Here is a 13,614-nt window from a genome sequence, read left to right as displayed (position 1 = left end):
CCGGCTGCTCTCTTTCGACCCTTGGAGCTCGGCTCGAACACGCGCCGTCGTGCGGGCGCTGCCATGAAGAACGCTTCCCATAATGCATCCTCCTCCTGACGACTCAGGATCGATGATGCACCATCAGATTTCGGGACTACACATCTAGGGTCTTAGGGCTTGGAAGACACCGGCCGTAAGTCTCTACCCGCGCACGCTCAGGCTGCATCATGCTCAGGGGCTCCCGCAGCCGGCGGTGATCGTTATGCAACCTGTCTATGACGACCTGATMCTTCGTGCGCGCAAAGCCGTCGTGTTCCTCAAGCAATGTGGTCTCGATCACAGCGCCGAAATCGTCGATGAGATGGTCGACGCGCTCAATGAGCTCACAGGGAGGGTCTCGCTGCTGATTGCCTTGAACGTCTCGCTCCAGACGGGGCAGGACAACGAGGCGGGCCACGGCCAGCTGGGAGAGCCTGGCCCTTTTCCCAATCCGGACAGCTGAGCGCTCTCCCAGGCCAGCCCGGCGCCAAGGCGCATCCCAGGACGTTCCCGAGGACCCCTGCGAGATCGCGGGAGCAAGGGCATCGGGAGCGGAGTGTGCGCGCCTGCGTCAGATCAAGGCGGAGAGGTCCTACCTCATGCCGCCCCATCAGCGATGTAGAATCCGATGGCCGAGGCACATGCCAGTACGATCGATAGCTCGAGAATGCCCATTGTCGCCTCCGAGGTTTGCTCAGCTTCAACTGCGGCAGCACTGCCCAAGTTCCGCCGCATCATCGCCCAAAACAAGTAAATTCGCCACCCCTGCGGCAAGTGGTTCCGATTGCTGGGAGAAATCCAAGACCGGACCGCGAGCGACGCTCGCAGCATGACCGCCCTGCCCGGCACCGTGCTCGCCTCCCGGGTGGCGGCGTCTCACCCGGATCTTGCGTCGGCGCCGGGCCGGGAGCAGATCGTCCCCATCGCGTACGACATAAGGACCGATCGCCATGTCAGACGAAACAGACAGCCTCGATCGCCGTGACTTCATGAGGGCAACTATTGCCTCGGTCGGCGCGTCGGCTGCCCTCGCGGCCCATGCCGGCCCCGCACGAGTTCAGGCCGCTTCGGCGCCGGCGGCACGCTCGGCCCAGGCCGCGTCGCGCGGGACGGTCTTCACCGGAGACGTGATCGGCGGGAAGAGAGTGATCAGCGCACTCGACCTCGAGGACCTCGCGCCCGGCAGGCACCTTTTCTATTTCCAGGGCGTGCAGATGCCGACGGGGCAGCACTGGTACGTGTCCGTTATCGTCGCCAAGGGAGCGAAGCCAGGCAAGCGCATCGCGCTCATCAGCGGTGTGCACGGCGACGAGATCAGCCCGATGCACATGATCCAATCGGTCATGGCCCAGCTCGATCCGGCCACGATGTCGGGCAGCGCCATGGCGGTTCTCGATGTGTCCCGTCCGGCGCTGGAGGGCATGGCGCGCCGCTGGCCCAATTCCGGACGGGGCATAGATCTCATCGACATCAATCGCGAATGGCCCGGAAACGAGAACGGTGACAGCGCGCCCAGCCGGCATGCCGGCTTGCTGTTCAACAGGCTGTTCAGGCCGAATGCCGATTTCGCGATCGACTTCCACACGGGGACCACCGGGATGGATCTCACGGGGTTCCATCTCGCCCGAATGGACCTGCCCGAGGTCAGGGCCATGGCCGAGCTCTATCCGATCGACCAGATTTTCGACAATCGCGCCTATCCCACACTGCTGGCGAACGCCCTGATCGACGCAGGCATCCCAGCCTTCACGCCCGAGATCGGGGCTGCGCGCATTCTGGACCACAGCCTGATCCCGCTCTTCGCAGAGGGCACGATGAATGTGCTGAAGCATCACGGCATCATTGCCGGTCCGATCGGGCGCACGGGTCGCGATTCAGGCGTGTTCCTCGCCAATAGCGGGCACACCATTCTTTCAACCCATGGCGGCTTCGTCGAGCTTCTCGTCAAGCTGAGGGACAAGGTCAAGATTGGGCAGAAGGTCGCCATCCAGCGCAATGCTTTCGGCGAAGTGGTCGCGGAATACATCTGCGATGTGGCGGGCGAGGTCTGTGGCCGGCGCACGGACGCCACAGCCGAACCCGGTACACCGCTCGTGTTCATCTTCTACAACGCTGCGCCCGCCGAAGCCCCCGTCGACTATTCCGAGTAGGCGCCAGCGGCCCCCTGATACCGCTCCGGGCCGAATGGCTTGACGCCGGCAGCCCTGGAGAGGAGGCCGGCTCGCCATCGCGCCCGAGCCGCTCGCGCCTATTTGCCGGTAGCGATCAGCCGCATGACCTCCGACATCACGGGATCCTTGCCGGCGGCATAATCTGCGAAGGTCGGTGCAACCGTCAGCGTCGGCTGGAGCGATCCTGCGGGCACGGCATAGGCATAGTTCAGCAGGAAGCACGTCATGATCTGCGAAAGGCTGCAGCCGTTCTCCCAATCGTGATAGGCCGTCGTATAGCGCAGCGTCAGTTTCGTGTTCGGCAACAGGGTGGTTCCGCCCTCACCCCAGAACTGGGACCGATCGCCCATCGCCTCTCCGATCAGGAGCGCGCGGGAGCCGGCGAAATATTTCAGCCGTGCCGCGGTGCTGATCGCCGCGGAGAAGGTGTTTGCGCTGGTCAGAATGAAGAGCCTGCCACCCGGCGGCAGAAGCTCAGGCAAGCGGCGCGAGAAGTCCGCGGTCAGGACATAATCGCCGCCGCGGTTGAAGCGCAGGTCGACGACGGCGTTTCGAATGGGTTTCTTGCCCGCCTCGTCGAGCATGTCCGATAGATACCGGGATGCGGAGACCGGCCCCTTGTCGCTCATCCGGTTGATCTGGACATAGAGCAGGTCCTGCGCCGGATAAACATGCCAATAGTTCTCTTCAGGGCGCGAGAGATAGAGCGGCAGAGCAACGCCGTCGAGGACGTGCCGCCATTCGGCCGCGCCAGTGACTGGCGCAACGGGGCTGAGATGGCGCTTCGGCCAAAAATTGCTACTCAACGGAGACTGGCTGGCAGGCAGCGCAGCAAGCTTCGCCCGCCTCATGCTGCCATCCGCCGTACGGATGTCGAACGTGCTGCTGCTTGCCGTGTCGGCGAGCCCGGCGGCATGGAGCAGTTCAGGCGAGATCAGGAAATTCGGCACGAACTCCTTCGACAGATTGGTAGGGCCGCCGACATAAGGGCGCAGCGCCTCCACCAGCGCTTCGGTCGGGCGCTCGTTTGCGCCGAGGATCTGCCCTCCGAGAAGATGACGCAGGTTGTCGGCGGCCGCGATCACGAACAATCCGTCAGAAAACCATCCCAGGCGAATGGGCGCGGCGTTGAAACCATGATCCCCTGCCATCCCGACGATGTTGGTATGGCCGTTATCGGCAAGGGCCACGGCCTTCGCCGTCGCCATCGCCATGCCCGCCTTGTCGAGCTCACCTGCCCGCTGCTCGATCGCATCGAGAGCTCGCCCATACGCCGCGCGGGTTTCGCTGGTGAAGCTCCGCTCGACCTCGGGCAGACGCCGCAGATGCGCCAGATCCTGGCGATTCCTTTCGGCCTGGGAAGCGGCGGCCTGAAAATCCGTCTTGGGATAGGGCTTGAGCGTCGGATAAAGAACGAGGCCGAGCGGCAGCAAGACGAGAACAAGCAATGCCGCCATTGCGATGAGGGAGACCTTGATCCAGCGCCGGTGCAACAACCGCTTGGGAGCATCACCGTCTCGTCGCATTGACCTGGCCAACCCTTAAGCACCCTGTCGATCACGTGGCTATGGCATGGCCTCGGTCCGCTCCGCCAGCCTGAACGCAAAGGTTGTGGCTGGAAGCAAAACACGGCTGGCGCGTGTTGCAATAACGACGCGAATCCGTCGCTTCATCGCCGGTCCGCTCAGGTGCGCCGGCCATGGCGGGAGAGCCCCGGCCGATGTCTCCAAGTGCGGGCCGATACGACGTCCGTTCCGGGCCGAACTCGCTGGATCAAGCGTCCCGGAAAAATCGGGTCACGGCATCGGATCCGAAATCATTTCGGAAGGCACTCCACATGATAGGCAATGATGATCTGCCCCGGGCTGGCCTTCCCGATGCTCTTCAAATCCTCCAGGCCACTTCTAATCTTGTCTCCGGCCTCCCTTAAACTGTCGTCAAGCTTCGATTTGGCGGACAGACATCGTTCTTCCGTCGAGAATTCCTGGAACACCACGCTCGGGCGGAGCCTCCATTCGGCCCTGTCGTTTGTCGCGGCAGGGTTGACCGAGTAGGAGAAGACATACATCAGAATCCACATCGGCATGCTCCACTGGTAGCAGATGATCCCCGTGCGGCGGCCAAAGCCGCCTGGATTGCCTTGATCAACGCGCCTCTGTCCGGTCGAGCGCCGACAGCGCGCATGACCATCATGATCTCCGTGGCCTCGTCAGGCGACGTATGCTTGGTCGGTTCCAGACGAGGGAATACAAGGGCTCAGGAACCTCAAGTATATCGGCAGCGAATACCCGAGATATCCGGTGCATCGTTATAGCCCCTCCGGGGACGCATCGTAAGGCGTTTTTCGGGCGCCCCCCCGCAAGGTGAGCCCGCTGAGCCGCAGTGCCGGCTTTCGCTCGAAGAGGATATCCGTCTGCGGCCTGCATCGCATATGTGATGTTGCAGCCGCCTGCCGTGGCGCAGCCCTGGGCTGCTGATTGTCCTCCCTCGACGAACCGGCCCTGCTCCGTCCATTACGTCGGACCGTCGCAATCAGCGCGCGGCTTCCAGCCACGCCAAGGCTTGCGCCCTTTCATCGAAGGGAAATTGCCGAACCTCCGCTGAAACGAAGTGCTTGGCGATATGCGGCATGATCTTCAGCAACTCGCTATCGGTTACCGCCGCGATGCGATCGATCTTGCAGTGGTGATCCCTGACGAAGCGGAGATGGGACACGAGCGCGCCGAAGCTGTCCCAGCCCGGAAAGGCCTTTGCGCAGATCATCACTCCAGCGAGCCTGCCATGGGATGCGATGAACGGATCGACCTCCCGGGCGATCCGCTCAAAATCGGCCTTTTCAATCGGCCCGTCCGGCGAGAGTACAAGGACAGCCTGGGCGCGCAGCAATTCGAACTGGATCATCGTTCCCTCCCGATCTGGCGTTCGAGGCGGTCCCTCGCATCAGGAAAACCCTTGGCGTCTTCCGCGCCAGGATTCTGGGGAGCATATGTCATGGCGCGCATGCGGTTCGCATGAGGCAAGCGGCCCCCCTAGCGGGTCCGGCTCAGATAATCGCTGAATCCCTCCAATGGTTCCATGAGTTTCCGCCGCGCCAGGCTGACTGATCACGGCAACGCGGACAGGCCCAACGCCAATGGCTCTTGCGTTGATCCTGAGACCAGGCCTCCCCTTGGGCCGGCCGCGACCAACGCGAGCGGCCTCTTCCGCGCCGCCGAATTCCGTCTCGACGTCGACCGCAGATCAGGCGGCGCGCAAGGCGCTCTCTATCGACCGGGTCCGAGCGAGGGCCTCGCCCGGACGTCCGATCGGGAGCCTAGAAGCTCACCTTGACCAGAGCCTGTCCGCCGAGGCGATTTGCACTTGCTGCGAGTTCACCATCGAAGCGAGCGCCCAGGGTTACGGCTGGCGTGATCTTCAGATCGAGCCCGGCCGCCAGGAGCGCACTGTTGCGGGGGGCGCGCGCGCCATCGATCGCAAACCCTGAACCCGCGAGACCGCTGATCGTGGCGCTCAATCCGGCTTCGCGCTGATAGTAATGCGCCCAGCCAGCCCGGAGATAACCGGCAACCGGGAGGCCGTTCACAGCGCCACCGACATCAAGCTGCATTCCGAGCTCGCTTCGGCTGGTCACGTCGCTCCGCCGAGCCAGGTTCAACGCGGCGGCGTTGGCGCCATTCCAGCTCGCCTCGGTCAGGGCGGGGCTGCGGACCTGGATGGCCTGCAATGCTGCCACCGGTGAAAGCGTGACGCCGGACCACTCAAACAGAGCGGCGCTGGCCTGCAGGCGCCCGCTCCAGGCGTTGCTGCCATAGGACGATGAAAGGCTGGATGCACCGAGAGCCGGCACGGCCCGGTTCACATCGTTCTCCAGGCGCGCATAGGCCAGGGCAGCAGCCAGGTTGACCGGTCCGAGCTTGGTCATGCCGTAGATGCCGGCCTGGAAAATGTCTGCATCGGCCTTTCCGAGCCCGCCCGAGAGCGATGCGCGGGCGCTGCCGCCAGCCACGGCGAAGCCGACGGTACTGCCAGGGCCAACGCGAAGGTCGGCACCGACGGCGAGATGCACGTCGTCGACATCACGCTTGGCCGAACCGTCCCGGGCTCCTCCGTCATTGCGCCCTACGGAGCCGAGCACCGCCCCCCAGACCGAGTATGCGGGGGCGTCGAGGAAGGCCGGTCGAGCCGGTTCGTCGCTTCCCTTGCCGCCCAGCGCCGAGAACGTCGCGGCGCCAGGGCCGGCCCCGCTTCGCCCGGCGCTCGCCGGGTTCAACATGGCGTGGAGGAACTGGTCCGCGGCGGCATTGGCCATGGCCGGCACCGACGTATGGGCTTCGCCGGAAAGCTGGTTCACGGCAGCGGGTATCTCGGCTGCCGGCAGGTTGTAGATCGTAAACAGCGGCGATGGATCGCCCCCGGCAGCGACGACCCGATCGATCGCGCTGGCAATCGAGAAGCCGCTGAACATCCTGGCGCCAAACATGCGCGGCGACAGGCCTCCCGGGGGAGCTGCCGGCGGCGTGACGATCGGCACCAGCGGTTTTGGCGTCAATGTCAGGAGGACGTCGTTGCTGGTGTAGGAGATGGCCGTGGTGACGCCGTCGCCGAACGTGCCGGATGTTGCCTCGGTGCCGAAGCGGCTTCCTCCGAGCCCGCCCGCGGCCGAGAGCAACGTGTAGGGGCTGGAGAATGTGTACGCGCCGCCAAGCGGCACGATTCTGAGCGTACCGGCGAGTGCTGCAGCGCCCGTGACGTTGACGCGATCCGAGACCGCACCCTGTACCTCGGCGAGATAGCTCGATCCGGCGGCCAGCGTCAGGCTGCCGTTGACGGTAAGCGTGCCGGGCGAATTTCCGGGAGCGAGCGTGCCATTGACGATCATCGCGGGAATCTGGCCGGAGCCACTCAGCGTAGCGCCAGGCGAGACGGTCACGCTCGACGAGGATGCGATCGAACCATTCACGACGAGCGTGCCGCCGGTCACGAGTGTCGCGCCCGTATAGGTGTTGGTGCCGGCCAGGGTCAGCGTGCCGCTGCCCATCTGCGTGAGCGTGCCGCTTCCGGAGATGACGCCGCGATACGAAACGGTGTTCGATCGGTTGACGATCAATGCACCCGCATTGCTGATCGAGCCGACAAAGTTGCCGGTGCCGCCGATCCAGCCGGTCGTTCCGCCATTGCCCAGCTGCAACGTGCTGCCGACTCCGATGAAGACGTCGCCTCGGGTGCTGTTCGTCGCGGTCAGCGTGAGCTTGCTCGACCCAAGATGCGAGAACGTGCCCGGGCCCGAGATGCTCCCGGCATAGGTCACGTCATCGGATCGTTTGAAGATCAGGCTGCCATAGTTCGTCACGTCGCTGGTGATCGACCCCGCATTGCCGTTATTGCCGATCTGCAGGGTGGCGCCACTCGCGATCCCGGCGCCACCGGAGAAATCACTGGCGCCGGTCAGGATCTGGGTGCCGCCATTGATCGAGATTCCGCCGGTGCCGCGGATGGCGCCGGAAAAGATGCCGCTGGCATTGTTGACCATAAGGCTCGCGGTTCCGAGCTGGACCTCGCCGCTGCCGTTCAAGGCCTTGACCTGCGCAGAGGCTGCCCCGCTCACGTCAAAGATACCGTCGACGGTGATGCCGCTCGACTGGTTGATCCGGCCCTGACCTGTCAGGGCAAGGATGCCGCCAGCCGCAACACTCGTCGCGCCCGTATAGGTGTTCATACCGCTCAAGGTGAGGGTGCCGGCGCCGGTCTTGTTCAGGCCGCCCACCCCCGTGATGTCACGGGCGAACGTCGTGTCGAAGCCGTTGGTGTCAATGGTGCCGCCGGCGGAATCAAGGCTAAGCGCCCGCCCCGTCGAGAGGTTGAAGCTCGTGCCGAACCGGAGCGTGCCGCCGTTGAAGATGACCCCATCGCCAGACGGACCGACATCGGCATCACTCGATACCGGCAAGAGGCCCGGGCCAATCGTTATGTCCGCGGCCGACGCACGGGGGGCCATGACGCCTGCAATAATACAGGCGGACAGCAAACTCGCGACAGACGTGGTTGAGCGCAGCCCCCTCGATATCGCCTTCAGGCCGCAAGGTAATATAGGCGAAAACGAAACGTCAGGTGCTGAGGGCACCCGAGAATTACATAGAATCGGCACAGAAAGCCCCCAAAAGACAGCATTTTTCTTTTGGGACTAGCACGCACGTTGCCGTGCAACCAACCTGGAATTAACAAATCGATAACGATTGTGACTGGCTGTTCACAGCCAACCCGACGGAACCCACCTGCCCTGCGGCGAGCACTTCGCGCTGCCGCAGGGGTTTGAGTTCATCCTGTTTCGCCAAGGCCCAGATCTAGGCGCCGCAAGTCATGGCTTGACCGCTTCGAAATCCGCCGGCTTCCAGCTCTTGTCGAAGGCCGCCGCCTCCGGGCCATAGATCCAGGATCGCTATGATAATGGTCCCGGTGAGGCGTTAAGTGGCTGGCAAACCAGCGCGAGAACGGGTCATCCCATGGCGAATACGAGCGGTCATCACGAGTGGTGGTGGACGGGCGCTTCGCTTTGCCTGAGCTCCCACTCCTTCAACGCATGAAACGCCGCGATATTTGCCTGTCCCTCGTCCATTGCCCTCTGCATTTGGCCGCTTTGCATCATGTCGTAGCTTTCATAGATGGCATCCATCGTGCAGCCCTTGGGGCTGTTGCACGAACCCTGACTGGGCAGAGGAACCCAGGCGGCCAATACGACTGTCCCCGCCACCAAGACTGCGCGGTTGATCAGCTTGCTCATCGTCAAAGCCTCCACGCTCGGTCCGCGCATTGAACCTCGCAGGCTGCCGCGCGAGCCGTATCTATTCGTCGCCCTGAGTGAAGTATATGCCTATGTTCGATTTCACCATCTGCGGCGAATTCTCGCAGCTTACTGATCAAGAGCCCTCGATCGGAAGAACACTATCCCAGCTTTCCCTGCTGTCTTTCTTTTCGATCAGGATTTTGCGGAGCGCCATCGTCTTCAGCTACTCGTCTCCGCCCCGCAATGCCCAGAGCGCTGCGCCGACGGGGCTCCAGTCGGATAGCTCGCCGCGACGGCCTAATTCGCATGGGTAAGACGCTGCCGGAGCGGAAAACCGGCGAGCCGGGCACCTTCGATCAGGACGGCGCGATCCTTTTCGTTGAAATTGCGCTTGGCGAGTTCCGCATCGAGATTGGCGAAGAAATCGGGGCGCAGCTTGAGAAACTGCGACCGGCTCGCGGTGGCCTCTACGTCAAGGCCGGCGCGCGCATAGATGAGTGCAGCCACGAAATGATAGAGCGAGAAGCTGGCGAGGTCCGCCCGCCGGATCAGTGAGAGCGCCATCTGGTCGTCATTCAGCATATAGGCAGCGAGCGCCTGCATCCCGACATAGTAGCTCGATCGGACCGGATTTCTTGCAACCGCTTCATCGAGCAGATCAAAGCCGCGCTTCCACTGACCTGCCTGCGCCAGGCGGCTGCCATATTCCCCGAGCAGTTCCATGTCGTTCGGGTTGAGGGCCAGCGCCCGCTCCCCGATCCGCAGTGCCTCGGCCGGCTCCTGGTTGAAGAACAGCATCGTCATCAGAGCCTGTTGAGCCCGCACATTCTCCGGATCGAGCTCGACCGCACGCAGTGCTGCGCTGCGGGCTCTGGAGCTCGCATCGGGCGGTCCTGGCCGACGATTCAGCCGGAAGCGGTCCTCATCGAGATAGAGATAGGACAGCATGGCCCAGCCCGTCGAATAGCTGGGGTAGCGTGCAGTCGTCTGTTCCAGGCATTGCCGCGTCGCGATGTGCTCGTCCGGACCCAGGCTTTGCCTGTACCGGTAGAACCGGAGCATGCACTGATAGGCGTCGAAGCTCTCTGGCCTGCCGTCCTCCGCCTTCACCTGCGAGGTATCGAACACGATGCCATAGGGTTGTGCGACGGCCGTGGCGACCTTGGCGGCGATATCGGATTGGACACCCAGGATGTCGCTGACGCGCAAGTCCGCATCATACACCCGGGACCAGAGGATCGCCGCCGTGGCGCCATCAAGCAGGCGGCTGGAGACCCGGAGCTTTCCGTCAGAGGTGCGTATGCTGCCTTCAAGGACGAACTCCCTGCCCGGCCTGCCTCCGGCCTCCGGCGCGGGGAGTGCGGACGTCGTCTTGCCCGGCGACTCCCGCACATAGACCGACAATTCCTTGAACCTCGCCAGCTGGACGAGCACCTCTTCGGTGATGCCCGCAGCGAGCAGCCCGGCCTCGGAGCCAGGAGAGAGATTGGCGAAGGGCGCCACGACAAGGGCCGGACGGACCGGGCCGTCCGCCCGACCGCTGCGCCAGACCTGCCCCGTCCCGACGCCGCCGACGACGACCAGCGCCATGGCGCCGATCAGCGCCCAGGCCCAGGGTGTCCGCGGCTTCGGCCGGGCCGAGGCGGCTATGGCCGTGTGCTGCGGCCTCTGCCTGTGCACGGTCGATGAATCGAGCGACCGCCATGAGAAATGCGGAACGTAGCCGCCCTTCGGAATTTCGATGAGCACGCGATCGGCCTGCCCCGCGACAAAGTAATAGCGCTCCATCGCGCGCCTGAGACGCCCGGCTTCTATGCGCACGACGGGATCATTCTGAATATCGAAATGTGAATCGCGGCCCAGGACCTGGGTCGCTATCGAATAGGCCTTGATACGCTCGGCCCGGCCCGCAAGTGTTTCATTGGTAACATAACTTAAAAACCGCCTGATCCGGTCGGATACCTTGAACTCTGGACTTGCCAGGATCAGTTCAAGTTGTTCCATAATATCTCTGGATGATGGGCCGCTCCCGTCAGAACTCAGAAAGGCCCTGCCAGAATTTCTCCGCTGCATGGACTTGGCCTCCCCCGACCAACATCTCCACGTACAGGTCCGAAATCCGTAAGAGTTTTAAGAAGCGCGCCGGAAGCTTACGCCTGCCCGACGCATTCGGCCACCATTTTTATGGGGATCTCGTGCGGCTGCTATGGCCTGCGCGAGCCATTGGCCGCGAGCTGCGCATGGCGGGCGCGAGGGACGACGATCGATCGGTGGGCGAGCTGCCGGATCAGTGTCCGGTGAAGACCAGTGTTTGAATGGGCAAGACCAGCGCCTGGATCCTCAGGAGCATGGCATGGACAAGCCCGACCGCATCCACCGCATGAAGGAGGACCTTTTTGACGGATCCAGTTTCTTTGGACTCGATGCGATCGTGATTGCTGGAATAGGCGTTGGCGATGCAGCTGCTGCCTGGCGTCACGCCATCGAGCCCATCGGGATAGAGCGGCTCGAGAAATGTCAGGATCGTGCCGGGCCGGGCGATCTGCTGAACATCGATCAACTGCTCGCCGCCGCGAAACTGCCCGGCTGCGATGAAGTCCTGCACCCCGGTCACCACCATCGGAATGACGACCCAGGGCTTCGAGATGCAGGTGGCTTCGGCTACCATGCCGACCTTCATGACCTGCGCCTCGATCTGGGAGAAACCGGCCTGCAAGGAGGAGCGCCCGGCCTCTTCGGGGATCAGGACGCCGCCGGGGCGCAGAAGCGGATTGACGATGTCGCCGACACGAAGCGCAAATTGTTCGACACGCCCGGACACTCCGGCTCTGATCACGGTCTTCTCGAGATCGACCTGGGCCTGGGCCAGGGCCGCCTGAGCACTTTCCCTCTCCGCCGGCAGCAGGGTCGAGATCCGCGTTTGCGCCGTGTCTCGCGCCGCGGTTGCCGAGTTCACAGCGGCTTCCTTCCCGGCGACGAGGACTTGCAGCCGCTCGATCTCGCGCTGCGCGACGACATCCGCGTTCCGTCGCATCAATTCCTGCTTGGTCCGCAACTCGTCCTGCGCCTGCTGGAGGTCACTCCGCGCCTCCTGGATCTTGGATTCGTTCGAGGCGAGCTCGGACCGGGCGACAGCGAGCGCAGCGTCGGCCTCGATAATCTTGCGGCGGGCGGTTTCGGCCGCCGCTTCCTGCCGGCTGCTATCCAGTCTGAAGATCGGCGCGCCTTTTTCGATCCTGCCGCTGAGCCCGACATAGACCTCGGCGACCCGCCCATTGATCTCGGGCACGATCGGCACCGCCCTGAAGAACAGGGTCGCGTTCGTAGTCGAGGGATGATTGTAGAAGATCACCGTGATCAACCCGATGGTCAGCATCGCGCAGGCCGTGATGCCCCAGCGCAATTCGAACCAGACCGAATAGAGCGTGATCTCCTTGCCAATGCGCCGGCCCTGATAATAGCGGCGAAACAGATAGTCCGGCAGGATCGTCAGAAGCGAGCAGAACATGAGCTCAAGCATGGGTCGGCTCCTTCTTGCGCCCATGCTGCTCCGCCCCGTGATCTGTAGGCATCTCCTGGGAATCGGACGGGTCTGGTGGCTCGGTTGTTGCTCCCCCGCCGCGGCGGGGCGTCGAACCCGCAATGCGCTCGAGAGCGTGAGCCATGCGACCAAAGAGACCGGAGAAGTCGGGCAGGTCGATCAGCGCCAGCAGGAGCCCGGCCACCCAGAACAGGTGGATGTGCGTGAACAGAGCCAGAAGCCCAAGGACCGCGACAATCTCGAACTGGAGCTTCTGCGACTTATGCGCCATCCGCTCCGGCAATGTGTGCAGCCGGAAGAAGATGACGCCAACCGTCAGGATCGCGACGAGGAGCAGCACCGCCATCGCGACCATGAGATAGTCAGTCTCTCCCGGCGCCGTGATGAAGGGCGGCAAATGGCCCGGGGCAGCAGGATGAATGTTCGGCGACGACATGGCTTCCGCATCCAACCCTTTGAAATTATCACGACGGTATCCGTGTCAGGCGGGAAATGCCAGCCCGCGCCTACTCACTTGAGTGTCACCTGGAACGCCTCGGTAAAGACGATCTCGATCATGTCGCCGCGCTTCAGCTTCTGGAGATCGGCAGCGAGGACGGGATCCGCGACCGGCAGCGAACGCCGGCCATCCGGCCCGTCGATCGTGGCAATCTTCTTGGCAGGATCGAAGCCGTTGAATTTCGCCGTCACGGTCGCGGTGCGGGTCACAAACCGTGAGGGCAGATTCTGGAAAACCGCATCCGACTTGCCTTCGGAGTAACGGATGCCGGGTTTGAGTCCCTTCTTGCCCCTGGTGACGGCCGCGATTGCCCCGTCGATCCGCTTGATTTCGAGGTTGTCTCCAACCTTGACCCTGGAGAGATCACCGAAAACCTCCGGCACCTCGACAAGCCAACGGTGGCCTCGCTGCTGCACGATTATGGTGTGATTGGCCCGGTCGACTGCCGCAACCTTGACATTGAGCTCATCGATGGCCGCCGGGCCGACACCCGCGACAATGACCGTCTGCGCTCTGGCCGGCTGGCTGTCGGACCAGGACGCCACGCCGGCAAGCAGGGCGAAAGCAAGCGACCAGTGCTTCAATGTCGACATGTTGTGGC

Annotated in this window: 11 protein-coding genes; 2 read left to right on the top strand and 9 right to left on the bottom strand. The window is 63.3% G+C overall.

The genetic code is table 11. From position 1 onward, the window contains the following. Positions 1 to 244 precede the first annotated feature (244 nt). Together AC1DGP_RS34065 and AC1DGP_RS34060 are read left to right on the top strand one after the other, a co-directional pair. Positions 245 to 484 (top strand): hypothetical protein, encoded by a 240-nt coding sequence (locus AC1DGP_RS34065; RefSeq protein WP_441508973.1) that lies wholly within the window; start codon positions 245 to 247, stop codon positions 482 to 484. A 487-nt stretch (positions 485 to 971) separates the two neighbouring features. After that, on the top strand, positions 972 to 2,171 hold the full coding sequence (locus tag AC1DGP_RS34060; RefSeq protein ID WP_441508974.1) for a M14 family metallopeptidase: 1,200 nt from the start codon (positions 972 to 974) through the stop codon (positions 2,169 to 2,171). 98 nt (positions 2,172 to 2,269) lie between these two features. On the opposite strand, the gene AC1DGP_RS34055 is transcribed toward AC1DGP_RS34060, so the two are convergent. The 9 genes from AC1DGP_RS34055 to AC1DGP_RS34015 all read right to left on the bottom strand — a co-directional run. Next, positions 2,270 to 3,718 carry a S41 family peptidase gene (locus tag AC1DGP_RS34055; RefSeq protein ID WP_441508975.1) on the bottom strand — a complete coding sequence of 483 codons (1,449 nt, stop codon included), beginning with the start codon at positions 3,716 to 3,718 and terminating at the stop codon, positions 2,270 to 2,272. Between the two features lie 290 nt (positions 3,719 to 4,008). Continuing rightward, entirely contained in the window at positions 4,009 to 4,272 is a 264-nt protein-coding gene (locus AC1DGP_RS34050; RefSeq protein ID WP_441490962.1) for a hypothetical protein, read from the bottom strand. 452 nt (positions 4,273 to 4,724) lie between these two features. Beyond that, on the bottom strand, positions 4,725 to 5,093 hold the full coding sequence (locus tag AC1DGP_RS34045) for a SpoIIAA family protein (protein ID WP_441508976.1): 369 nt from the start codon (positions 5,091 to 5,093) through the stop codon (positions 4,725 to 4,727). 412 nt (positions 5,094 to 5,505) lie between these two features. Beyond that, positions 5,506 to 8,139, bottom strand: coding sequence for an autotransporter outer membrane beta-barrel domain-containing protein (locus AC1DGP_RS34040; protein WP_476833187.1), 2,634 nt, complete (start codon positions 8,137 to 8,139; stop codon positions 5,506 to 5,508). A gap of 573 nt (positions 8,140 to 8,712) precedes the next feature. After that, complete coding sequence (locus AC1DGP_RS34035) at positions 8,713 to 8,970, bottom strand: hypothetical protein (protein ID WP_441490965.1); 258 nt, start codon at positions 8,968 to 8,970, stop codon at positions 8,713 to 8,715. A gap of 300 nt (positions 8,971 to 9,270) precedes the next feature. Continuing rightward, positions 9,271 to 10,977, bottom strand: a complete 1,707-nt coding sequence (locus AC1DGP_RS34030; RefSeq protein ID WP_441508978.1) for an adenylate cyclase — start codon at positions 10,975 to 10,977, stop codon at positions 9,271 to 9,273. Between the two features lie 283 nt (positions 10,978 to 11,260). After that, on the bottom strand, positions 11,261 to 12,493 hold the full coding sequence (locus tag AC1DGP_RS34025; RefSeq protein WP_476833186.1) for an HlyD family secretion protein: 1,233 nt from the start codon (positions 12,491 to 12,493) through the stop codon (positions 11,261 to 11,263). Beyond that, positions 12,486 to 12,950 (bottom strand): hypothetical protein, encoded by a 465-nt coding sequence (locus tag AC1DGP_RS34020; protein WP_441508980.1) that lies wholly within the window; start codon positions 12,948 to 12,950, stop codon positions 12,486 to 12,488. The genes AC1DGP_RS34025 and AC1DGP_RS34020 overlap by 8 nt, the downstream gene beginning before the upstream one ends. Positions 12,951 to 13,024: 74 nt before the next feature. After that, the coding region (locus AC1DGP_RS34015; RefSeq protein WP_476833185.1) for a hypothetical protein at positions 13,025 to 13,614 on the bottom strand (590 nt) is incomplete at its 5' end.

It is taken from the genome of Allobosea sp. 05T433 (assembly GCF_056396065.1).
The sequence above is the reverse complement of the archived record's forward strand: the minus strand, read 5'-3'. Positions and strand labels throughout refer to the sequence as shown.

Excerpts from the sequence above, each read along its gene's own strand:
- AC1DGP_RS34060 (WP_441508974.1), top strand. The coding sequence starts at position 972 with ATGTCAGACGAAACAGACAGCCTCGATCGCCGTGACTTCATGAGGGCA.
- AC1DGP_RS34055 (WP_441508975.1), bottom strand. The coding sequence starts at position 3,718 with ATGCGACGAGACGGTGATGCTCCCAAGCGGTTGTTGCACCGGCGCTGG.
- AC1DGP_RS34050 (WP_441490962.1), bottom strand. The coding sequence starts at position 4,272 with ATGTGGATTCTGATGTATGTCTTCTCCTACTCGGTCAACCCTGCCGCG.
- AC1DGP_RS34045 (WP_441508976.1), bottom strand. The coding sequence starts at position 5,093 with ATGATCCAGTTCGAATTGCTGCGCGCCCAGGCTGTCCTTGTACTCTCG.
- AC1DGP_RS34035 (WP_441490965.1), bottom strand. The coding sequence starts at position 8,970 with ATGAGCAAGCTGATCAACCGCGCAGTCTTGGTGGCGGGGACAGTCGTA.
- AC1DGP_RS34030 (WP_441508978.1), bottom strand. The coding sequence starts at position 10,977 with ATGGAACAACTTGAACTGATCCTGGCAAGTCCAGAGTTCAAGGTATCC.
- AC1DGP_RS34025 (WP_476833186.1), bottom strand. The coding sequence starts at position 12,493 with ATGCTTGAGCTCATGTTCTGCTCGCTTCTGACGATCCTGCCGGACTAT.
- AC1DGP_RS34020 (WP_441508980.1), bottom strand. The coding sequence starts at position 12,950 with ATGTCGTCGCCGAACATTCATCCTGCTGCCCCGGGCCATTTGCCGCCC.